The organism is Acidaminococcus hominis (assembly GCF_022484025.1).
Lineage (GTDB): Bacteria > Bacillota > Negativicutes > Acidaminococcales > Acidaminococcaceae > Acidaminococcus > Acidaminococcus hominis.
On record NZ_JAKVMG010000001.1, the window covers coordinates 163,409 to 183,117 of the forward strand.

Genomic DNA, 19,709 nt, shown 5'->3' on the forward strand with positions numbered 1-19,709 from the left:
ATGACAATGGCGAATGAAGCCGAAGTATTTGGCCTGCCGCAGGTCATTATCAATTTTCGCACCAAGGCTACTACGGCCATCAAGCGGTCTGCCCGTGGTATTGTAGTCATGATCCTGCACAATGAAAGTGCAGACGAAATCAAGAATTATGCAATCCGGGATGTGTCTGACATTCCGGATTCCGGGCTGACTCCGGAAAACGTGGATCTGATCAAGAAATGTCTGCTGGGGACTCCCCTGCGGATCCTGGTTTATACCCTGCCGCTGACTTCCGTGGATGGGGCCAAGAATACCCAGGCCAATGTGCTGAAGATCCTGGCCAGCATCAAATGGAACTGGCTGTGCGCGCCTACGGCAACGACCCAGGAACAGCAGGACCTGGCCAGCTGGATCAAGACCCAGCGGACCAACAAGCGGAAGACCTTCAAAGCTGTCCTGAGTGACCAGGCTGCCGACAATGAAGGCATTGTAAACTTCTGCACTAACAATATCAAAGTTCAGACTGATACCGATTCCAGCGGGAAGGCTGTCTATACGACTTACACGGCTCTCCAGTATACGGCACGGATTGCCGGCATCCTGGCCGGCCTGGCACTGGACCGCAGCGCTACGTACTTCAAATTGACCGAAGTCGAAAGTGTCGAAGTCTACGAAGACATCGACACCCTGATCGATAAAGGGGAGCTGCTGCTGCTGGACGAACAGGACGGGGATGGTGTCAAGATTGCCCGAGCCTGCAACTCCCTGGTAACTTTCACTACGGACAAAGGGGAAGATTACCGGTACATCAAGATCATCGAAGCCTTGGACATGATCACGGATGACCTGCGGGATACCTTCAAAAAGTATTATGTGGGCAAGTACATCAACGACTATGACCACAAGATGCTGTTTATCGGTGCCATTAAGGTTTATTTCGAAGGCATCAAGGGGAATGTCCTGGATAAAGATTGGGACAACACGGTGGACATCGATGAAGAATTCCAGGCCAACTATGCCAAGCTCCATGGTGATGATCCTACCCAGATGACCAAGATGCAGATCCGCGAGTATAACACCGGGACCCAGCTGGTGCTGGCCGGCAATGTGAAACCGGTGAACGCCATGGAAGATCTGACCATCAACTTTACGTTCTGAGGAGGTCCTGAAGGATGAACAGAAGCGAATATGATGTGAAATACAGAGGCCGCCGGCGCTGGAACGGATCTTATGGGAAGGTCTGGTGCAACGGCGAACTGATCTTTGAAATCCAGAAATATGAATGCAAGGTTACGGCCAACCGGGAAGATGTGACCTGTGATATCTCTGATGACTCCAAGATTGTGAGCCTGAAAGGGGAAGGCTCCATCACCATCAAGAGCGTCATCAACAGAAATATTGCTGCCGTCCTGGAAGAATGGAAGAACGGCCATGATCCCCGGTTCCAGCTGACCGGGCTGATTGATGATCCGGATGCTGTTGACGGACAGAAGGAACGGGTAGTCATCGACAATGTGTGGTTCAACGAACTGCAGCTGATGACTTTTGAAAAAGGCAAGGTTGTGGAAAAGGAACTGCCCTTTGGCTTTACCCCGCAGGATGCCCAGTTCCTGGAAACTGTGGAATGAATATCATACTGAGCCGGCTGTGCTGCTGGCTCAGTTCTTTTTGACTAGGAGGATGAATCATGGCTGTATCCATTGAAGAACTGATTTCCCGCAGGGAAGAAATCGAAAAGAAAAAGGAAGAACGGTATGATCTGGCAACTTCCATCGGGACTATTACCGTCAAAAAGCCTACCAAAGCATTTGTGGCGGAGGCACTGGATCTGGAAACCGGATCTGACGAATATACGCTGTACAACCTGTGCGTGGCTCCGTCCCTGAAAGACCATGCCCTGCAGCAGGCTTATGGCTGTGTAGAGCCTACGGATATCGTGGATAAGCTCTTTGAACCTGGTGAAGTGGTGGCAATCGTGAAATCCATCATGGCCAAAGCGGGCTATGGAGAAAAAATCGAAGCGGTCATCCATGAAGAAGTAAAAAACTGATCAGAGAGGACTGGGAGGCGGCAGCAGCTGCTTATCTGGTCCTCCATGGGCACCCTTTGGACTATTTCTTTTCCCTGTCTAAAACAGAAAAACTGTTTTGTTGGGCCGCTGTAGAACAGGAAAAGAAGGAACAGAGAGAAAGAACAATGGCGATTGCAGAAGGGAGGATGCCTCGCTTATGGCCGACTACAAGTTAAGCGCCACACTGGAACTGAAGGATAAATTCACCGCGGTAGTAGATAAAGCCAAAAGCGGCATGAAATCCTTTGCCAGCACACTGGAAGGCGCCAGTGGATCTGTCGATAAAACCGGCAGCGCCATGGAAAAGATGGGGCGGTCTGCTCTTTCGGCAGCCGCCAAAGCAGATAAGGCAAAAAAATCCCTGGAAGGCCTGAAGGGGACTTACACAGCGACCCTCAAGACCAATGATTCCGCTACCGGCACTGTGAAAAAGGTGGCCAATGAAATCAAGGCATTGACCACCAAAACGCACAGCATCCGGGTGGGTATCCAGCAGCAGATTTCCGGCCCGCTGGGGAACATTAAAGGCAAACTGTCCAATGCGACTTCCGGGTTCCTGTCCGGGCTGCCGACTCAGCTGGTAGGATTCGCCGGCATCGGGTATGGCGTAGCCGATACTCTGCGGGTTTATACGGATTTTACTCACCAGATGAGCCGGGTAAAGGCTATTGCCGGAGCCACTGACGATGAATTTGCCAGATTGACGGCAAAAGCCAAAGAACAGGGCATGATGACTCAGTTCACGGCAACAGAATCCGGGAAAGCCATGGAATACATGGCTATGGCTGGGTGGAAAACTGAAGATATGCTGAACGGCATTTCCGGGATCATGTCTCTGGCTGCGGCTTCCGGAGAAGATCTGGGGCAGGTATCCGACATTGTGACGGATGCTTTGAGCGCTTTCAAACTCCAGGCGAAAGATGCCGGGCATTTTGCTGATGTACTGGCACAGGCAGCCACCAACTCAAATACCAATGTGGGCATGATGGGCTATACCTTCAAGTATGTGGCCCCGTTGGCCGGTACTTTAGGTTTCAACATCGAAGACACGGCTCTGGCTATCGGGCTCATGGCAAACAGCGGCATCAAGGCAGAAAAGGCCGGAACTGCTCTGCGATCCATGTTTACCCGTATGGCTGCACCCACCAAAGAATCCAGCTCTGCCATGGCGGAACTGGGCTTTTCTATGACGGATTCTGCCGGAAAGGTGAAAAGCCTGCGGTCCATCATGAAAGAGCTGCGGAAAGACTTCAAGGGGCTCAGCAAAATGGATCAGACCAGGCTGGCCAAACAACTGGCTGGAGAAGATGCCATTTCCGGGTTCCTGGCTATCATGAATGCCAATGAATCAGATTGGAAGAAACTGGAGACAGCCATTGATCATTCCCAGGGCGCAGCAAAAAATATGGAAAACATTTCCACATCCAATCTCTGGGGATCCATTAAAGGGCTGCAGTCAGCCTGGGAAGCGGTGCAACTGGGCATTATGAGCCAGGGGCCCGGCAGCGGAATGAAAGAATTCGTGGATGCAGCTACTATCGACCTGCGAAAATTCACCAAAAGCCTGGAAGATGGTTTCCAGTTTAAAGACCTGGTAGATGTGGCAAAAACTGCTGTGCAGCAACTCATTGACAAATTCGTCCAACTGGATGGGATGGGCTCTGTGCTGGCTGGCGGCACTTTGGCTTTTGGGTTGGTGAAGCTAATTGGGCTGATGAAGAAGTTCAATGGCCTGTTTAAAAATACTGGCACGTCTGGAGGAGTTTCCGGTACAGGTGTCGGCATGAATGACATGGTGATCAACGCCAGAAATGTGGTGGTTAATGGTACAGTTTCCGGTTCTGCCGGAGGGGGCACCGTGCCGGTCCCCGGCGGCAGAAAGAAATCTGGTGGAGCTGCAGCGGCTGCCACTTTTGTCCGATATCTTCCGGCCATTCTGACCGGAGTGAAAACGGCCTATGATGTAGTCAAGACAGAAGGCAAAGACGCAAAGACCCGGGTGGGAATTGGTGGTGCTGTGCAAACGGGGGCGGTTGCCCTGGGTACGGCTATCGGTGGCCCGGCGGGCACTGTTGTGGGCTTCGCTGTAGGTGATGCTATCAACCAGGCCATCCAGGACCCGGCATGGTCTTCTCAGCGGAGTTCTGCTGGTTCTGAAATGTACCTGCAGCCATCCTATGATGACCGGCTGGGCACGAACGGTGGCGTCAATGGTGACACCATGGGCAATGGCCAGGATATAGCCTCCCGGTTCCAGACTGATACGGCCAACTTCAAGAACTGGCTGTTTAGCAGTGACGCACCCAGTGCTATGGATGACTGGGGAAATTCCATGGACGGCATGGCAGACCGGTTCAACCAGGACTGGGAAAATATGAAGCAAACTGCTCAGCAAAAGCTGTCTGGCATTGGAACGGCCATGGGGGAACTGGGCGAAAGCATTGGTACCCAGGCCAGCGAAATGCAGACATCTATGAGCAATGCCTGGGAAAACATTGCCCAATCCGTATCTGGAACTACCAGCGAATGGGGCGGTTATGTGGATGATGCCATTGGTACCATCGAAGGCGCCCTGGAAGGACTGAAAGGCAGAGCTGCCGGCATCTGGGCGGATATCAAAGAATCGGCTGCCAGTGCCTGGGCCGATATTGGAGCCAAAGCTTCCAATGCTTTGGCCGGTGCTCAAAGCTGGTTTGCTGGGACGTCCCTGGGCAAATGGTGGGACCATAATGCTACCGGATCTGAGTACTATGCCGGAGGCTTAACGGAAGTCAACGAACACGGAGGAGAAATTATCGACCTGCCAGGCGGTTCCCGGATTTATCCCCATGCCACTACGGAAAGGATGCTGGAAAAACAGTTTTCCAAAGCCGCCCCTGCTGGTGCACCTACTGTAACCATCAGCGGAAATACTTTTATTGTCCGACAGGAAAGCGATATCCAGCAGATTGCCTATGAATTGGCTCAGCTGATCATGCAGGGCCAGCAGAATTATGGAGGTGGATACGCATGACCACATTCGGAACAGCTCTTAATGTGTTGTCTGCCTTCTTCAACGAAATGAATTTCGTCAATACTAGGAGGCAGATCCTGGTGAAGTCGGAACAGTTCGGAGAAGTCATCATTCCGGTTACGCCAGAAAAGTACCAGATGACTGGGGGACAGAAAAACAAGGTAGTGGATATTACCCGTGTGGGGGAAGCCATTATCTTCGGGATGCCTAAAGCCAGGACACTGACGTTTTCCAGCTTTTTTCCGGATCTGAACCATGATTATCCCTTTGCAGTGGATAGCACAAAAAGCCCCACTGAATTGGTGGAGTACTTCATCAAAGTCAAAGAGGCCCGGAAACCTGTTCGGGTAATCATCACAGACAGCCCTGTCAACCTGATGATGGGACTGATGTCTTTTAACTACTTCGAGAAAGACGGTACCCGGGATATCTATTACGAACTTTCCTTCACGGAATACAAAGACCTGAACATCCCCAGTGCCAACAATAATAAGCCTGTGGATGAAAAAACGGGGCTGAAGAAACGGCCGGAAGGGGAAACGCCCAAGAAAGTTACCTGGCAGAAAAAGGCCGGGGACTTCCTCGATGCCACCAAGAAAGCCTATGGTGATTATAACCATTGGCGCAGGGTGGCCAAGAGCAATAACCTGAGTTCTCTGATCATCAACAATGCCGGGAAAATCGGGAGAATGGTGGGTAAGAAGCTATGATCATCAAGCATAAATCCATCAAGACAGAAACCACCACAGATCGGAATGGCAACAAGACTACCAAAACAACGGAATCCATGGATGACCTGTCCACCCTGATCATGGGGAAGGTATCCTGGGAAGGCTCCCGGCTGCAGGTTGCCCGTAGGCTCCAATTCACTTATGCCCAGGATGCCCGGGATCCGAACCTGCCCAACTATGTCATCAACTGCGGGGAAACGATTTATGCCTACGATGAATCTGGAAACTTGCAATTCCAGGGCAACGTGTACAGCGTTGAAAAGAATGTCCAGGCTTCTTCCGTCCATGTGCTCTGCTACGACAACCTGTTTATCCTGACCCGGTCCAAGACCACTAGAAAATTTGTGAATATAAAGGCGGAAGACATTGCCGGGTCTGTTTGCCAGGAGATGGGGATTAAAGTCGGTAACCTGGCAGAAACTGGGGTGGCTGTATCATTCATCGCTCAGGACAAAACAGGGTACCAAATCATCATGATGGCGTACACAGAGGCCGCTGCCAAAATGAATGCCAACAAGGGCAAGGATGATCCGGATGTGGTCTTCCAGGCAATCATGAATGGTGATGCCTTGGATGTAATCCGCAAAGGCGCTCTCATCGAGAATTTCGAAGCCAACCAATATGCCAACATCATGAACAGCCGGTACAAGGAATCCATTGAAAAGGTTGTGAACAAGATTATGCTCACGGATCAGCAGGGGAACGTGACCGGCTATGAATCAAAGGATGATTCCATCAAGAAGTATTCTATGGTCCAGGCTGTCTACAAGCAGAACCCAAACAAAGCCATGAAGAACCAGCTGACCAAGATCTTTCATGGTCCGGACAGAACCGGGGTCCTGGAGATGTTGGGAGACTACCGGGCAAAGTCTTCCTACTCCATCAAAATCAGTGATATCTTGCCCGAGATGACCGGACAGTTCTGGATTAAGTCAGACAGCCACACATTCGAAAACGGTATCCACACAATGAAGCTGGAAATCGAATTTGAAAACCTGATGAACAAACAGGAACTGTCCGATTTTGAAAGGAAGGTGTAACCATGGCTGAAATTCCATCTGCGGCCCAGTCCATGGCTAAGGTGGTTGATGTAATGCACCAGGTAGCCGATGGAGCAATGCCGCAGGGAACGCAGGTCGGGGTGGTGGTGACCCCGCCGCCTAACCTGACTGTCCGGCTGAATAATATCGTGCTGGAGCCAAAAGACCTGTACATCAGCCGGTATCTGATGCCGAACTACACCCGGCATATGGTGGGCGAAACCAGCGACAAATCTGGGGGCAGCGGTGAAGCTAAATACGAGAGTCATCGGCACCCCATCGACAATGACGAAACCTGGACCGATACTCTGAAGCCTGGGACCCTGGTGGTAGTGATTCCTGTAGGTGGCCAAAATGACCAGCTGTACATCGTTGCTGACAGTCTGGTGAAACTGTAGGGAGGTGAAATCCATGAGTGATGAATATCCTTTTACGGGCACCAGTGCGGAAACAGACTACGAAGAAACGCTGGACCTGCCGAAAGAACTTGATTATGACTTTGATAAGCATGATTACAAGTACGACAAGAACGGCCAGCATATCATTGTTTCCGGCAACGATGCCTTAAAAATCTGGATCTACAAAGCACTCAGCACGGAACGGTTCCGGTACCTTGCCTACAGCTGGCAGTATGGGCTGGAAATCCGTCCTTTCATCGGCAAGGTTATGGGTGTCCAGGAGCGGTACAGCGAAATGAAGCGGATTATCATTGAATGTCTGATGGTGAATCCGTACATCAAAAGTATCGACAGCATCGAGTTCACTCCGAACCGGGAGAAACTGACAGTCGATATTACCCTGACTACAATCTACGGGGAGGTGAGCATGAATGTATGAAGCAGAAAGCCAGGAGGATATTTTAAAACGGTTGCAGCAGAACGCCGGCAGTCAGGTCAGTTCGTTTGAAGGGACTTTTGCCTATGACGTGTTGGCTTCCAACAGCATTGAATTCGCCAAACAGGAAGTGGAACGGGAAGAAATGTATAAATCTGCCTTTGCTGAGACGGCTTCCGGAGATTACCTTACTCTGATCGCTGAAGACCATGGAGTTATCCGGAAAGAAGCCACACAGGCAGTCGGAAATGTAGTGGTTAAAGGAAATGGCACGGTGCCTGTCGGGACTCTGTTCCAGACGGAAGCAGGTGTTTCCTTTACTACTACTACTACTACTACTACTACAGCAGTGAAGAATGAAGCTACGATCCCTGTTCAATGCATTGAAGCCGGGACAGTGGGCAATGTAGGAGCTAATACCATTACTGTTATTCCCATGAGCATTCCGGGGATTACTTCAGTGACGAATCCTGATGCAATGACAGATGGTTTCGACCAGGAAAGTGACGATGATCTGTATGAACGGTTTCACTTCCATGTGACTCAGCCGGCCACCAGTGGCAATGTGAATCACTATATCGAATGGGCCTCCAGCATCCCGGGGGTAGGACATGTAAAAGTGCTGCCTATCTGGAAAGGACCGGGTACGGTAAAAGTCCTGGTGACGGATGCCAATGGGGAACCGGCATCACCTACCCTGCTGAATACTGTCAAGGCATACATTGAATCAGTCCGGCCCATTGGAGCGGAAGTAACAGTAGTTACTCCTGCTCTGTTTGATCTGACCATCAAACTCACAGTAACATCTGGATCCGGCGATGCTGATTACATCAAATCCATGCTAAACAAGTATTTTGTCAGCAGAAATTTTACAGGAACTACGATTTCCTATGCCAAAGTCGGAAATATGATTCTGACCGATGCAAAAACAGGCGTGGATGACTACAGTTGGCTTCTGATCAACGATGCTACCGGGAATATCTCGGTAACGGATGATCAGATTCCCCACGTGAAGGAAGTGGTGCTGTCTTGACGAATCCAGATTTCCAGTTTTTGAGAACTGAACCGGTAGACCTGAAAAGGTATCTGCCGGTTTTCTTATATCTGAGTCCTGAGTTCAAGGCATTGCAGGAAACCCTGGGAAAAGAGCATGAACGGCAGCGGAAGGTACAAATTGACGTAGCCAAACAGTTCCACGCGGAAACGGCTACCTGGGGCATGGCGTCCTGGGAGCGTATGTTGGGCATCAATGTGGATACCAGTGTGGACCTGGAGACCAGACGGGCATCCGTACTGGCCAAAATGGGGAAGCCGCCCACAGTGACTCCCGCTTTCCTGACCAGGATGATTAACCTGTTCACCACGGTGGCTGCTACGCAAATCGTGGAGCACCCATCCGAATACACGGTGGATATTTATTTACCTGATAGCGGAACGCACGATTTCACGAAAATTGACGAGGCTGTGAATACCTACCTGCCGGCCCACCTGGGCCACACCTACCACTTCAAGACCCATCTGGATGCTTCCGAGTACATCGGTACGGTAATTCGGATGGCGTCCAGGGGCGTGGAGTGCGGCCTGCTGGCCAACGACGAAGTGCTGCAGACGGCTGTTCTGTGGTCCGTGGATACGCCGGTATTCGAGATAAAAGACGACGCTGTCCATCTGACAGAGCTTGGACTCAAGGCGAACACGGTATGGAACGCCAATACGAGTACAGTGTCTCCCGCTGCTGCAGCCCCGGTGGGTGCTACGGATGACGTCTTCGTCATTAACAGTGACGGAACGATACGAGTAAAGGAGTGAAAGCATGGCTGAATTTCATCAATGTGTCACCACAAAACAGGGCCTCAACCTGATTGCCCTGTCCAGGGTGAATAAATGCCCTCTGGTATTTACGAAAATGGCCATCGGCGACAGCAGACCGACGGACACCAGCACCATCAGTGCCATGACGGCCCTGGTCAACGAGAAGCTGACCAGTGACATCACTAGCCTGAAGAAAATCAAGAACACTGACACTACGGAAGGCCGGTACGTAGCGTTCGGGAAATTCTCGAACAGCACGCTGGCCACCGGGTTCCACATCTCTGAAGTAGGGCTGTGGGCGAAAGTGGAATCCTCCTACTATACCGGCGACAGCTGGGACGGGTACACCGGAGATGCTGTCCTGTTCTGCTATGGATACGCTGACGAAGGGAAAACCGACTGGCTGCCCAGCAAGGATATCCCCATGACGCCCCAGGAAGTCGGTATCTACACCAGCGTGGGTGACGCTGAAACCGTATCCGTCCATGTATCCGATACCCAGACGGTAGGGGAGGCAGAGTTCCAGTTCCACCTGACGGACGTCAACGCCCACAGCGACTTCAAGGGCTGCACGTCGACCGCCAACGGGCAGCGGGGATTTGTGCCGCGTCCCATGGCCGGCCAGGACAACGAGTACTATCTGAACGCTGACGGAACCTGGAAGCAGGTCAAGCAGCGAAGCGTAAAGGACCTGATTGATATCCTGTACCCGGTTGGATACATCATTACCCTGACCGGCGACCAGAACCCGAACCAGCTGTGGGCAGGCACCTCCTGGGAACGCTACGCTGCAGGCCGGGTGCTGATGGGCGCAGGTACGTACACCGAAAACGGCGTGACCTACACCTACACCAACAGAGCCACGGGCGGCGAGGTGAAGCACCAGCTCACTGCTGATGAAATGCCGTCGCATAGCCACAGTGCCAGCTGTAGCACCAACGGCAATCACTATCATGGCTATAGCCGAACGACTACGGCGAATCCGGATAATGCGGCAACAGGTTCTAGTGCTGGGCACTGGGAAACCGTGGACACAGCCGCTGCAGGGAACCACTCTCATACAATCACAATCGCTTCTACAGGCGGCAACGGATTTCATGAAAACAGGCAACCGTACGTCGTGGTAAGCTTTTGGAGACGCACGGCCTAGGCGTTCCTGCGCCAGAAAGACACCACTTGATAAGGCATACGGTTTTCATGCAGGCCGTTTCCGCCGGTGCTGCCCATCGTTCCGGTTGGCGTAATTCCCTGGCTAAAGCTCAGCTCATCACGATACCAGGAACCAGCAGAAGAAGGCTCTACTGCGTTGCCAGAGTTGTGTTCTTTTCTAGTTACAACAGTGTTGCTCCCAGCGATTACGTTGGCGGCATCTTTAGATTGGGAGCGGATGGAGAAGCTGAACGAAATATTTTTAGTACCAAAGGCAAAGCTGTGGCTATGCGACGGCATCTCATCAGCAGAGAAAGGACTGATCCAATGAGTGTTTTTCAGATTTTAAAAAACAATGTTTTGATCATCGACGGTTCCAGGACCTATACGGATACCGTCGACAATTTTTTGCTCGACGCCGGGGCAGTATCCGTCCCGGAATCAGTAGTCTACGACGACGACCAGGAGTGCTGTGTTGTAGACGGCGATTTCCGAGCTTATCCCAACGGCACCTACAGCGGCTACTGTGACCGCATCCAGGACCTGCTGGATACCCAGACTAAACGTACCTACGTGCCACCGACTGAACCGACGGAAGAAGAGCGACAAGAGGAGCAGAAAGCCAGCCTTAAAGCCGACTACGACAGCGCTGTCAAAGAGCTGACTGACTCCGTGGCTGTGGCCCTCTTGACCGGGGACACTGCGGCCCAGGAGAGCATCCGGGCGGACTTTTCTGACCTGCAAAAAGCATACAAGGAGGCGGTTGAAAATGTTCAAAATTCCGAAACGCTGTGAGTATTGCGCCCATAAGCTGGTGGATGGAAAGTGCGTCAACCCGGCCTGCATCGCTTACAAGCCAGAAAAGGCCGCTGAAGATAAGAAGGAAGGTGAGTCAAAATGACAACGAGAGCAATCGTACCGAACGGCGATGGGGAAGGCTCCCTGGGCACCTCTACGGCTAAATGGGGCGCCATTTACTCGTCTGACCCGGCCAGCGGGGAGAACAGCGGCCAGGTGCCAACTACGGCATGGGTACAGGCGATTGTTGCTGATGCCATAAAGACTGCGAAAGATGAAATCTACAAACAAGCCAAACTGGACGCCCACCCCGTTGGGTCCTACTACTGGAGCAACGACAGCACCAGCCCGGCCACGCTGTTTGGCGGCACGTGGGAAGCCCTGCCGCCCGGTTACACACTAATTGCACAGGGGTCCGGGAGCGACTCTTTCGGGAGTTTTACGTACGAGTCCGGGAAGCAGTACGGGGAACGGAAGCACCAGCTCACCACCGATGAGCTGCCTAAACACAGCCATGAGCAACCTGATTGGATATGGGCAGTGTCAAAAGGTTTTAATACCGGCACATACAATATCCCAGGGGGCTCTTCCGGCAATGCCACAACCTACGCAGATGGGAAAGACACTCAAAGAACGTGGACCCAATTATCCGGGAATGACGCACCGCATAGCAACGTCCAGCCTGTGATTGCCAGCTATGGGTGGAAGAGAACGGCTTGACCACCGATGAACTGCCAAAAATTACAGGCGATGCCCAGTTTCGCCTATTTGATGGGGCGTCAAATATCATGGGCAACAAAAACGATAGTCTATCGGATTCTGGTGTCTTTTCAACTTTGCCATATAGTGGCGGGAAATGGGTAACAAGCGTTGCCGCAAGCAGTAAGCAAGCCACGGACAACACCGATGTTTTGCATCTCGAGTTCGGGAACAATCAGCCCCACAGCACCCTGCCCCCGTCCATCGCCTCCTACGGCTGGCGCAGGACCGCCTAGGCCGTGCGTTTCCATCCGTATGCACCGACTGACGGCTGGATGTTGTTATGCGGAATATTCCCGCCACTGTCCAGAGTGCTTGCGATTTCATCATTGGATGCTTGCCGTGCAGATTGGATGCAGTTTGACTGTGGTCCATCATCATACAGTTTGGTATTGCTAAAAGACTTTGGCTTCCGATCATACTGATGGTGATGTGATGGCATTTCATCGGTGGCACTATGCTGTTCTCATCCAAGCATAAGCGGCGGTGCATGGAGGGAGGTTTTCATGGGCCACTGATGCTGTGGTCAAATTCCGATTTGCGATTACGCTTTCCAGGTTGGGGTCAGCTTCCCAGATCGGGTGAAACTTCGAATCGTCATTGTATCTGATGCGATTCAACGGGACTGGTAGTTCATCGGTGGATACCTGAGAAAGCAATTTTATGTCAATTTCATCTCACTTTATCCCCTTGACAAGTGACAGTTAAAACCGTATTAAGCACACAGCCACAGCTAATCCCAAAGCGGTTTCCTACCTATATTATTAGCCCGGGTTACTCACGCATTAAACACGGTCTATGGCCTTTCTCAGGTCCGCCAGAGTCTTATGCGTGTAGACTCCTTTGGTGATTCCAGGCCTGGCATGCCCCAATATCATCCGGATGGTGGTTTCGTTGACCTCTGCCCGGTCAAGCAAGGTAGCCAGCGTATGGCGGCATTCATGCGGCGTGTGTTTCATCTTTACGGCGTTCATGGCTCTATCCCAGAGACGGCGGAAGCTGTCATAAGTCGCACAAGGACAAATCTGGCCGCTTGCTTTCCGCTCGATGAGGTACGGTAAGATTTTGTGATGGATGGGGATTTTGCGGATGCCTGCCGCCGTTTTGCTGTGTTTGATGTCGATGTATCGCTGACGCGGCTTGATGTCGGCAGGAGTCAGCGCGAGATACTCACCGACGCGCATCCCTGTATAGATGAGGATGAGGACATCCACAACGCCGTCGACGTCGGTTGAGCGCCAGAGCTTGCCAATTTGTCGGGCAGTAAAAGGCTTTTTCTTAAACACTGGCACATGCTTAGGCAATTCGACGTAGGGACTCAAATCTGCGTCGACGATGCCATTTTTGATGGCGTACTTGTACAGCTGTGAGAGCAGGACGCGGCATTTCTTACGGGTGCAATACCCAGCAGGGACAGCGTCAATGGCTGACTGTAAATCCGAATAGGAGATGGAGCCGAAAGGCATGGCATGGAGCGGACTCAGATGCCTGTAGCTGATGGAGTAGGCCTGACGGCTGGACAGGGATACATCCGGAAAATGCCTTTGACTCCATGCGGCATAGACGGCGGAAAACGTGACTTGATGGGTGGGTGTGCAGTGATTAATCTCAACGAGAAATTCAAACGCAGCTTGATACGACTCAAAATATCCCAGGGCACGCTGCCGTCCATCGATGGTCTTTTTGACGACGTACGGTCGCCTCCGATGCCCTGACAGCTTATAAACGGAACCATAACCATTTGGTAATCTCATGAAAACATCTCCTTATATCTCATATAGGGAGCATTATACCGAAAAGGAGGCGGCTTATGGATGTATCACTAGGTGACATTGTAGCTGTACTGACTCTCCTGGGCGGAGCCCTCGTGTGGGTAATCCACGTGATCATTAGCCCACTCAAGGTCCTGCTGGACCGGGTGGTACAAAGCCTGGACAAGTTGGATGAAACACTCAGCAAGGAGCGCGCCAGGCGGGAACAGATTGAAATCCGGCTGGAAGCAATTGAAGCCAGGGGGAAAAGTAACACTCACAGGATTGACGACCTGGAGGAACAACAGAAAAAATGCTTGAACAAATCTCTCGTAAATTGAAGAGCCTGAAACAGCTGCGCTTTACGATTCAATCCGTATGGCTTTTTCGTTTTATCGTTTTCATTGGGCTGGCGCCTTTTACGCTGTCCCTTTTTCTGTGGGTATTCGCCCTAGTAACAGGTCTCCACGAGGAATGGCTTTTTAAGATGATCGACGCCGCTTTACGTATTGGGAATCAGGTCCTGGGGCCAGCCGTTGTCTCCGGGCTGCTTAACATCGTGCCCCGGGTGACCGACTCCAACGGCGATGGGATCCCGGATCTGGACGAAAAGGAGGAAAAATCTGATGAAAAAAGTAACGCTGGAAGACATCCAGACGATGGCTGAGGCTGCACGTGCTCAGCTCTGGAAGGATGCCCGGAACATGGACCGTGACGTCAAGGTATATCTGCACTGGACGGCGGGGCGGTATGACCAGAAGTTTAACGACTACCATATCAATATCGATGAAGATGGAAGCCTTTGGGCAAGTACGGACGACCTCGGCGAAACCCTGGCCCATACTTGGCAACGAAACACCGCTGCTATCGGCGTTGCCTTGTGCTGTGCCTACGGGGCTACTACGGACGACTTGGGGGGCTACCCGCCCACGGTGGCCCAGATTGAAACTATGGCCCAGGTGGTGGCCGTCCTGGCCAAGACCCTGTGGCTGACCATTGACCAGGACCGGGTGCTGACCCATGCGGAGGCAGCGGACAACGTGGACGGTCTGCTGCCCGTGGGTGACGAGTACGGTCCCCAGACCACCTGCGAGCGCTGGGACCTCCAGTACCTGGGCACCGATGAGAGCCCGGAGTGGACTATCGACTATGACGACCCCTGGACTGGGGGAAATGTCATTAGGGGCAAGGCTATCTGGTACAGGCAGCAGATGGGGGAGTGAGTCCTATGATCGATATGCAGGACCCGGACGCCCGGAAAAAGGCCTTTATCATAGCGGGAGCGTGCTTGATCTGCCTCATCGCCGGGATGATTTACGGATGCCATAAAGAGCGGAATGCCACCCAGCCCACTGTGATGCCCTATCAGGACACAACGGATCCGGTCAAGGCTGCCGACAAGCTCAAGCTGTCAGATGACTCCGCCAAGGCAGTGACCAAAGAGATCTACCGGATACAGCAGACACAGCCCACGCCCCAGGTGACCTACTATGTCCAGGCTCCGGATCTGACGAGCGGAGCAGAGGTCGTGGCCAAGGAGATCAAGGAGGATAAGCCATCTGTCCCGGCAGCAGCCCGGGAAAAGACGGACCGCACCGTGGTGACGGCCGATCATGACCACCAGAAGGTGGATGTCTATAAGGTTAGCTTGCGCAAGCCTCATAAGATCAAAGCCGGGCTGATGACCGCCGACGGCAAGACCTACGGTGGTATCGGCTACCAGGCAGGCCGCTGGGAAGGTATGGTCTATACCCGCAACGGGAGGAAAGTGGACGCGGCGGCCATTACCTATACCCTGGCGGAGTGGTAAAAGAAAACCCGTAAGGCTAGGAAATATCTGGCTTTACGGGTGATTTTTTCGTTTAAAAGCATTGACAAATAAGCAAGAAAGTAGGATACTTAAATCATCAAGAGGAAGGGAGGTGCGAAAGATGTGATAGAAAAATTAAAGGCAGCTGCCGAAAATTTCATTTTCTGGATTTCATTCATCCAAGCGATGATATGGACATGGAAAATGACGAAATCGGCAAAGAAAAAGCTCCGGAAACTCCTCAAACAGTCCAAAGCGAAGAAGTAACCAGAGCCACCGGGGAGCCAAAAGGTTCCCCACCTGCCTTGATTTTATCACATGAGTATCATGAAAACAATCATTTTTATCACGGCGGTAGTGGTTGTTGGTATGCTGCTCAGCCTTTCATCTATAGACTGGAGCAGCTGGGTTAAAGGGCTTGCCTGCGGCGGTGTTATTAGCGCCTGGGTAGTGTACTTTGGCCTGGGGAGGGATTTTCGTGGAAGAAACTAAAAACGGTTGGGGCGGACGTCGCCCCAACCAAACCGGAAGACCAAAAGGCACAATAAAACCGGAGGGTGTACGTTCCCAGCACCAGCTCCGTGCTTATGACGAAGAGTGGGATCTGATTCGGCATTTTGCCAGGCTGGTAAAGCATGGAAAAATGGAAGCCTGTAAAGCTGCATTGGGCCAATTAGAAGCGGCAGACGGCAAATAAACGGCAAAAAAACCATAGGAAATATAGTGCTATATCCAAAAAATATCACCTTGCAAAAAATGGCCACCGTGATATATACACGCTCTGCCAATTCATGCAAAATTTCCCTTCATTTAATATATTACCCGAAATAATTGCAAAACAAGTTTGGCCCGCGTCCTTAGGGATGCGGGCCTTTTTCCGTGTGTGGTGGGGCTCCGGCGGTTAAAGTTAAAGCGAACCCAACTGGCCAGCCCAAAGGGCGTGACACGTAGCCCCAGCGCACGGCGATATTTTTCTCCTAAAAGCGGAAAGTGCAGGTGGAAGCTGGGAGATGGGTGTATAATAGATGTGTACAACAATTGCGCTAGGTTTGCGAAAGAAGGAGTTCCTATGAAAAAGACAATACTCATCAATGCCAGTCCCCGGAAGGATTGGAATACGGCCCAATTGGTAGAGGCAGCAGAGCGGGGCGCCAAGGCGGCGGGCTCGGAAACGGAACTGGTTCATTTGTATGATTTGAAGGGTTCCGGCTGCCGGAGCTGCCTGGCCTGCAAGAGCAAGAGCGGGAAGCACTGCCACTGCGTATGGCCCGACGACTATTCTCCGCTCATTGACAAGATTTACCAGGCTGATACGCTGATTATCGGTACGCCCATCTATTTTGGGGAGCCGGTGGCTCAGCTGAAGGCTTTTTTGGAACGGCTGATTTTCTGCGGTTTTTCTTACGATGACTATTCTTCCTATTTCCATGGACATATCCAGGTGGGGCTGATTTATACCATGAACGCTCCCAAGGAATATTACGAAGAACATTACAAGACCAAATGGGCTGGGGAAGCGGAGCTGTTCCACATCTTGGGCGGACAGATTTTTACCCTGGCCTCCTGTGATACCCTTCAGGTGAAGGATTACAGCCAGTACAACATGGCCAGCTTTAGTGAAGGGGATAAACAGGCCCATCACAGCCTGCAATTCCCCAAGGATTTGGCAGAAGCAGAAAAGCTGGGGCGGCAGCTGAATTTGCTGTAAGGCATAAAAAAGGAGTTCCTCACCCCAGCGCAATTAAGCGTAGCGGGGCTCTTGAAACTCCTTTTGAGGTAGTATACGAAAAAGGGGGTGTGAAATAATACCTACCCCGAAAGAAAAAACAGCTTGCGAGCTCAAAAGAGTTTGCAAGCCGTTTTTTTGTTCTTTATAACCGTATTCTAATAAACTTCCTCAGTCAGTCCTGCGGACTGACGGCCCCTTCACGCTTGCAGGGGCCAGTCTTAGACCACTACGAGTCATGTACTAAACGGGTATAGCAAAGCAGCATAGTTCGTAAATGTCTGCACTACCCCTAGTCTGTTACCTGACCAGTAGTGGTATAGAACGCTTCCTGCAAGCATTGCGGCCGCATCCAAACAGCCCGACACATTCTGCAAGTGGCTGTTTGGTCAATAAGGCCCATGCGATAGCTGCCCAGAAATTGAGCCTGCAAGGCGAAAATGACTGGCTAGCAGCGAACCGCTCAGGAAGTGTCGCCGCCCTTTCCGCCGCACGTTGTGCGGCACCTTCCCCATAAATGGTATGCTATGAATAAAGTAGACTGGCATATAGTTAAACCTCCTGGATTCGTTGAAAGGAGAGTATGTAAAATGTCTATATCGAAAGTCAGTGCAGAGGATAAATTAAAGGCTGTCAAAGCTGTTCTTGCTCATGAAGAATCACCAATGGTTTCTGCAAAAAGGTTAGGGGTTCACTGGAAAGCAGTACAGTATTGGGTAGATGAATATATAGGAAATGGTCCTGAGGTATTTAACAAAAGACAGGTTAAAAGTTATTCTGCTGATCTTAAGATCCAATGCGTAGAGGAATATCTTAAGGGCGAAACGACTATGTCCCAGCTGGTACAAAAATACGGATTAAAAAGTTCTCGTCAAATCAGAGACTGGTTAAAGAAGTATAATAGTCATGAGGAACTAAAAAGTTCGGGTACTGGAGGTGCCAAGATCATGACTAAAGCTAGACAAACGACCTTTGACGAGCGCGTTGAAATCGTAAAATACTGCATTGAAAACGGGAATGCTTACCATGAAACCGCTGAAAAGTTTAAGGTTTCCTACCAGCAAGTCAGAAATTACGTCTTAAAATATAATAAGTACAATACCGAAGGACTCATAGATGGGCGCGGACACAGGAAGCCAGTAGAAGTCCCTGAAGAAGCCCCTACAGAATATGAGTGTATGAAAGCTGAACTCAAACTGGCTAATGCAAAACTCAAAGCCAAGGATATGGAGATTGATTTCCTAAAAAAACTCGATATTGTGGAAAGGAGGCGGGATTCACACAAATAAGATATGGAGCCATTTATGAAGCCATTAAAGAACTGCACGCTGAAAAGAATTACCCTATTCTTGGCCTGTGCAAATTGGGAAAAGTGTCCCGGGCCGGCTACTACAAATGGCTTCATAGAGAGCCTTCAGCACGCGAAATTGACGACAAGGAAATTGCTAAAAGAATAGAAGAGATATACAAGGCTGACCCAGCTAAAGGGTACAGACGAATAGCTGATGACTTACGAGCCCCAAATAAGAAGATCTATCCTGACACGAAACCAATAGCAATTGGTGACGGTCGCGTTCTTCATCTTTGTCGAGTGATAAATATAAAGTCTACGATTAAATATGCCCCTAAGGGCTGCACCCAGCGTGCAATAGATCCTGCATACATTGCAGAAAATATCTTGAATAGGGAATTTAAAGCCGATGCCCCTAACCAGAAATGGTGTACTGACGTCTCAGAATTTCACTACTATGAGGGGGTAGTTGTGCATAAGGTATATCTGAGCGCGATTATTGACCTGTATGACAGACGAATTGTTTCCTATGTGATAAGCAACCGGAACGATAAAAATTTGGTATTCAATACCTTCAATAAGGCATTGTTGAAAAACCCTGGCGCGCATCCCCTGTTTCACTCTGACCGGGGATTCCAATACACCTGCAGGGATTTCCGCAAGATGATTCTAGATGCTGGTATGACGCAGAGTATGTCACGGATAGGAAAATGCATTGATAATGGCCCGATGGAAGGCTTCTGGGGCATGCTGAAAAGAGAACGGTACTATACTCGTGACTTCGACAGCCGTAAAGCTTTGGTAACGATGATTAATAACTACATGGAGTATTACAACAGTGGCCGTTTGCAGCGGAATTTGGGCCGTTTGACCCCTATGCAAAAACATAATAGCTACCAAATGGCGGCGTAGAGGTTTATATTATTAGGAACTGTCTACTTGACG

At 50.9% G+C, this 19,709-nt stretch carries 26 protein-coding genes; 24 read left to right on the forward strand and 2 right to left on the reverse strand.

Annotated elements, in window-relative coordinates:
* Positions 1-6: 6 nt before the first annotated feature.
* From LKE88_RS00710 to LKE88_RS00760, 11 genes are all read left to right on the forward strand, one after another.
* Complete coding sequence (locus tag LKE88_RS00710; protein WP_276802382.1) at positions 7-1,137, forward strand: phage tail sheath C-terminal domain-containing protein; 1,131 nt, start codon at positions 7-9, stop codon at positions 1,135-1,137.
* Positions 1,138-1,151: 14 nt separating this feature from the next.
* A complete protein-coding gene (locus LKE88_RS00715; RefSeq protein ID WP_276802385.1) occupies positions 1,152-1,607 on the forward strand; it encodes a phage tail tube protein in 456 nt (151 codons plus the stop codon).
* Between the two features lie 59 nt (positions 1,608-1,666).
* Positions 1,667-2,029, forward strand: a complete 363-nt coding sequence (locus LKE88_RS00720) for a phage tail assembly chaperone (RefSeq protein ID WP_276802386.1) — start codon at positions 1,667-1,669, stop codon at positions 2,027-2,029.
* A gap of 178 nt (positions 2,030-2,207) precedes the next feature.
* Positions 2,208-5,063: a phage tail tape measure protein gene (locus LKE88_RS00725; RefSeq protein WP_276802387.1), complete on the forward strand. Its 2,856-nt coding sequence runs from the start codon at positions 2,208-2,210 to the stop codon at positions 5,061-5,063.
* Complete coding sequence (locus tag LKE88_RS00730) at positions 5,060-5,773, forward strand: hypothetical protein (protein ID WP_276802389.1); 714 nt, start codon at positions 5,060-5,062, stop codon at positions 5,771-5,773. The genes LKE88_RS00725 and LKE88_RS00730 overlap by 4 nt, the downstream gene beginning before the upstream one ends.
* The gene (locus LKE88_RS00735; RefSeq protein WP_276802390.1) at positions 5,770-6,834 is read left to right on the forward strand and encodes an XkdQ/YqbQ family protein; all 1,065 of its coding nucleotides are present in this window, start codon (positions 5,770-5,772) and stop codon (positions 6,832-6,834) included. Before LKE88_RS00730 ends, LKE88_RS00735 begins: the two co-directional genes overlap by 4 nt.
* A gap of 2 nt (positions 6,835-6,836) precedes the next feature.
* Positions 6,837-7,232 (forward strand): DUF2577 family protein, encoded by a 396-nt coding sequence (locus LKE88_RS00740; RefSeq protein ID WP_276802392.1) that lies wholly within the window; start codon positions 6,837-6,839, stop codon positions 7,230-7,232.
* 13 nt (positions 7,233-7,245) lie between these two features.
* Complete coding sequence (locus tag LKE88_RS00745; protein WP_276802394.1) at positions 7,246-7,671, forward strand: DUF2634 domain-containing protein; 426 nt, start codon at positions 7,246-7,248, stop codon at positions 7,669-7,671.
* Positions 7,664-8,701, forward strand: coding sequence for a baseplate J/gp47 family protein (locus tag LKE88_RS00750; protein ID WP_276802395.1), 1,038 nt, complete (start codon positions 7,664-7,666; stop codon positions 8,699-8,701). Before LKE88_RS00745 ends, LKE88_RS00750 begins: the two co-directional genes overlap by 8 nt.
* Positions 8,698-9,477: a putative phage tail protein gene (locus LKE88_RS00755; protein ID WP_276802397.1), complete on the forward strand. Its 780-nt coding sequence runs from the start codon at positions 8,698-8,700 to the stop codon at positions 9,475-9,477. The genes LKE88_RS00750 and LKE88_RS00755 overlap by 4 nt, the downstream gene beginning before the upstream one ends.
* 4 nt (positions 9,478-9,481) lie before the next feature.
* Positions 9,482-10,630 carry a phage baseplate protein gene (locus tag LKE88_RS00760; protein WP_276802398.1) on the forward strand — a complete coding sequence of 383 codons (1,149 nt, stop codon included), beginning with the start codon at positions 9,482-9,484 and terminating at the stop codon, positions 10,628-10,630.
* Here LKE88_RS00760 and LKE88_RS00765 read toward each other — a convergent pair.
* On the reverse strand, positions 10,627-10,929 hold the full coding sequence (locus LKE88_RS00765) for a hypothetical protein (protein ID WP_276802400.1): 303 nt from the start codon (positions 10,927-10,929) through the stop codon (positions 10,627-10,629). The genes LKE88_RS00760 and LKE88_RS00765 overlap by 4 nt on opposite strands.
* 27 nt (positions 10,930-10,956) lie before the next feature.
* On the opposite strand from LKE88_RS00765, the gene LKE88_RS00770 reads away from it, so the two are divergent.
* The 4 genes from LKE88_RS00770 to LKE88_RS00785 are packed head-to-tail and all read left to right on the forward strand — an operon-like array spanning position 10,957 to position 12,422.
* A complete protein-coding gene (locus LKE88_RS00770; RefSeq protein WP_276802402.1) occupies positions 10,957-11,424 on the forward strand; it encodes a hypothetical protein in 468 nt (155 codons plus the stop codon).
* The gene (locus LKE88_RS00775; protein ID WP_276802404.1) at positions 11,399-11,530 is read left to right on the forward strand and encodes a hypothetical protein; all 132 of its coding nucleotides are present in this window, start codon (positions 11,399-11,401) and stop codon (positions 11,528-11,530) included. The genes LKE88_RS00770 and LKE88_RS00775 overlap by 26 nt, the downstream gene beginning before the upstream one ends.
* Positions 11,527-12,147 (forward strand): phage baseplate protein, encoded by a 621-nt coding sequence (locus LKE88_RS00780; protein ID WP_276802406.1) that lies wholly within the window; start codon positions 11,527-11,529, stop codon positions 12,145-12,147. The genes LKE88_RS00775 and LKE88_RS00780 overlap by 4 nt, the downstream gene beginning before the upstream one ends.
* Positions 12,129-12,422, forward strand: a complete 294-nt coding sequence (locus tag LKE88_RS00785) for a hypothetical protein (RefSeq protein ID WP_276802408.1) — start codon at positions 12,129-12,131, stop codon at positions 12,420-12,422. The genes LKE88_RS00780 and LKE88_RS00785 overlap by 19 nt, the downstream gene beginning before the upstream one ends.
* 549 nt (positions 12,423-12,971) lie before the next feature.
* On the opposite strand, the gene LKE88_RS00790 is transcribed toward LKE88_RS00785, so the two are convergent.
* Complete coding sequence (locus LKE88_RS00790) at positions 12,972-13,940, reverse strand: tyrosine-type recombinase/integrase (RefSeq protein ID WP_276802410.1); 969 nt, start codon at positions 13,938-13,940, stop codon at positions 12,972-12,974.
* 56 nt (positions 13,941-13,996) lie between these two features.
* Here LKE88_RS00790 and LKE88_RS00795 point away from each other — a divergent pair, with 56 nt between their 5' ends.
* The 9 genes from LKE88_RS00795 (at position 13,997) to LKE88_RS00835 (ending at position 19,676) form a co-directional block, all read left to right on the forward strand.
* Positions 13,997-14,278 (forward strand): hypothetical protein, encoded by a 282-nt coding sequence (locus tag LKE88_RS00795; protein WP_026385459.1) that lies wholly within the window; start codon positions 13,997-13,999, stop codon positions 14,276-14,278.
* On the forward strand, positions 14,251-14,604 hold the full coding sequence (locus LKE88_RS00800; protein WP_276802412.1) for a hypothetical protein: 354 nt from the start codon (positions 14,251-14,253) through the stop codon (positions 14,602-14,604). Before LKE88_RS00795 ends, LKE88_RS00800 begins: the two co-directional genes overlap by 28 nt.
* Positions 14,564-15,160: a peptidoglycan recognition protein family protein gene (locus tag LKE88_RS00805; protein ID WP_276802413.1), complete on the forward strand. Its 597-nt coding sequence runs from the start codon at positions 14,564-14,566 to the stop codon at positions 15,158-15,160. Before LKE88_RS00800 ends, LKE88_RS00805 begins: the two co-directional genes overlap by 41 nt.
* Positions 15,161-15,165: 5 nt before the next feature.
* Complete coding sequence (locus tag LKE88_RS00810) at positions 15,166-15,747, forward strand: hypothetical protein (RefSeq protein WP_276802415.1); 582 nt, start codon at positions 15,166-15,168, stop codon at positions 15,745-15,747.
* A 197-nt stretch (positions 15,748-15,944) separates the two neighbouring features.
* Positions 15,945-16,160, forward strand: a complete 216-nt coding sequence (locus LKE88_RS00815) for a hypothetical protein (protein ID WP_276802417.1) — start codon at positions 15,945-15,947, stop codon at positions 16,158-16,160.
* A 65-nt stretch (positions 16,161-16,225) separates the two neighbouring features.
* On the forward strand, positions 16,226-16,444 hold the full coding sequence (locus LKE88_RS00820) for a hypothetical protein (RefSeq protein ID WP_276802419.1): 219 nt from the start codon (positions 16,226-16,228) through the stop codon (positions 16,442-16,444).
* Between the two features lie 372 nt (positions 16,445-16,816).
* Complete coding sequence (locus tag LKE88_RS00825; RefSeq protein WP_276802421.1) at positions 16,817-17,455, forward strand: flavodoxin family protein; 639 nt, start codon at positions 16,817-16,819, stop codon at positions 17,453-17,455.
* A 545-nt stretch (positions 17,456-18,000) separates the two neighbouring features.
* Positions 18,001-18,762, forward strand: a complete 762-nt coding sequence (locus LKE88_RS00830) for a helix-turn-helix domain-containing protein (protein ID WP_105325742.1) — start codon at positions 18,001-18,003, stop codon at positions 18,760-18,762.
* Positions 18,763-18,785: 23 nt separating this feature from the next.
* Positions 18,786-19,676: an IS3 family transposase gene (locus LKE88_RS00835; RefSeq protein ID WP_255419934.1), complete on the forward strand. Its 891-nt coding sequence runs from the start codon at positions 18,786-18,788 to the stop codon at positions 19,674-19,676.
* Positions 19,677-19,709: the final 33 nt, after the last annotated feature.

What these genes read in the sequence shown, in the direction of transcription:
- LKE88_RS00710 (WP_276802382.1), top strand. Translation starts at nt 7, where the DNA reads ATGGCGAATGAAGCCGAAGTATTTGGCCTGCCGCAGGTCATTATCAAT.
- LKE88_RS00715 (WP_276802385.1), top strand. Translation starts at nt 1,152, where the DNA reads ATGAACAGAAGCGAATATGATGTGAAATACAGAGGCCGCCGGCGCTGG.
- LKE88_RS00720 (WP_276802386.1), top strand. Translation starts at nt 1,667, where the DNA reads ATGGCTGTATCCATTGAAGAACTGATTTCCCGCAGGGAAGAAATCGAA.
- LKE88_RS00725 (WP_276802387.1), top strand. Translation starts at nt 2,208, where the DNA reads ATGGCCGACTACAAGTTAAGCGCCACACTGGAACTGAAGGATAAATTC.
- LKE88_RS00730 (WP_276802389.1), top strand. Translation starts at nt 5,060, where the DNA reads ATGACCACATTCGGAACAGCTCTTAATGTGTTGTCTGCCTTCTTCAAC.
- LKE88_RS00735 (WP_276802390.1), top strand. Translation starts at nt 5,770, where the DNA reads ATGATCATCAAGCATAAATCCATCAAGACAGAAACCACCACAGATCGG.
- LKE88_RS00740 (WP_276802392.1), top strand. Translation starts at nt 6,837, where the DNA reads ATGGCTGAAATTCCATCTGCGGCCCAGTCCATGGCTAAGGTGGTTGAT.
- LKE88_RS00745 (WP_276802394.1), top strand. Translation starts at nt 7,246, where the DNA reads ATGAGTGATGAATATCCTTTTACGGGCACCAGTGCGGAAACAGACTAC.
- LKE88_RS00750 (WP_276802395.1), top strand. Translation starts at nt 7,664, where the DNA reads ATGTATGAAGCAGAAAGCCAGGAGGATATTTTAAAACGGTTGCAGCAG.
- LKE88_RS00760 (WP_276802398.1), top strand. Translation starts at nt 9,482, where the DNA reads ATGGCTGAATTTCATCAATGTGTCACCACAAAACAGGGCCTCAACCTG.
- LKE88_RS00765 (WP_276802400.1), bottom strand. Translation starts at nt 10,929, where the DNA reads ATGCCGTCGCATAGCCACAGCTTTGCCTTTGGTACTAAAAATATTTCG.
- LKE88_RS00770 (WP_276802402.1), top strand. Translation starts at nt 10,957, where the DNA reads ATGAGTGTTTTTCAGATTTTAAAAAACAATGTTTTGATCATCGACGGT.
- LKE88_RS00775 (WP_276802404.1), top strand. Translation starts at nt 11,399, where the DNA reads ATGTTCAAAATTCCGAAACGCTGTGAGTATTGCGCCCATAAGCTGGTG.
- LKE88_RS00780 (WP_276802406.1), top strand. Translation starts at nt 11,527, where the DNA reads ATGACAACGAGAGCAATCGTACCGAACGGCGATGGGGAAGGCTCCCTG.
- LKE88_RS00790 (WP_276802410.1), bottom strand. Translation starts at nt 13,940, where the DNA reads ATGAGATTACCAAATGGTTATGGTTCCGTTTATAAGCTGTCAGGGCAT.
- LKE88_RS00795 (WP_026385459.1), top strand. Translation starts at nt 13,997, where the DNA reads ATGGATGTATCACTAGGTGACATTGTAGCTGTACTGACTCTCCTGGGC.
- LKE88_RS00800 (WP_276802412.1), top strand. Translation starts at nt 14,251, where the DNA reads ATGCTTGAACAAATCTCTCGTAAATTGAAGAGCCTGAAACAGCTGCGC.
- LKE88_RS00805 (WP_276802413.1), top strand. Translation starts at nt 14,564, where the DNA reads ATGAAAAAAGTAACGCTGGAAGACATCCAGACGATGGCTGAGGCTGCA.
- LKE88_RS00810 (WP_276802415.1), top strand. Translation starts at nt 15,166, where the DNA reads ATGATCGATATGCAGGACCCGGACGCCCGGAAAAAGGCCTTTATCATA.
- LKE88_RS00815 (WP_276802417.1), top strand. Translation starts at nt 15,945, where the DNA reads ATGGAAAATGACGAAATCGGCAAAGAAAAAGCTCCGGAAACTCCTCAA.
- LKE88_RS00825 (WP_276802421.1), top strand. Translation starts at nt 16,817, where the DNA reads ATGAAAAAGACAATACTCATCAATGCCAGTCCCCGGAAGGATTGGAAT.
- LKE88_RS00830 (WP_105325742.1), top strand. Translation starts at nt 18,001, where the DNA reads ATGAATAAAGTAGACTGGCATATAGTTAAACCTCCTGGATTCGTTGAA.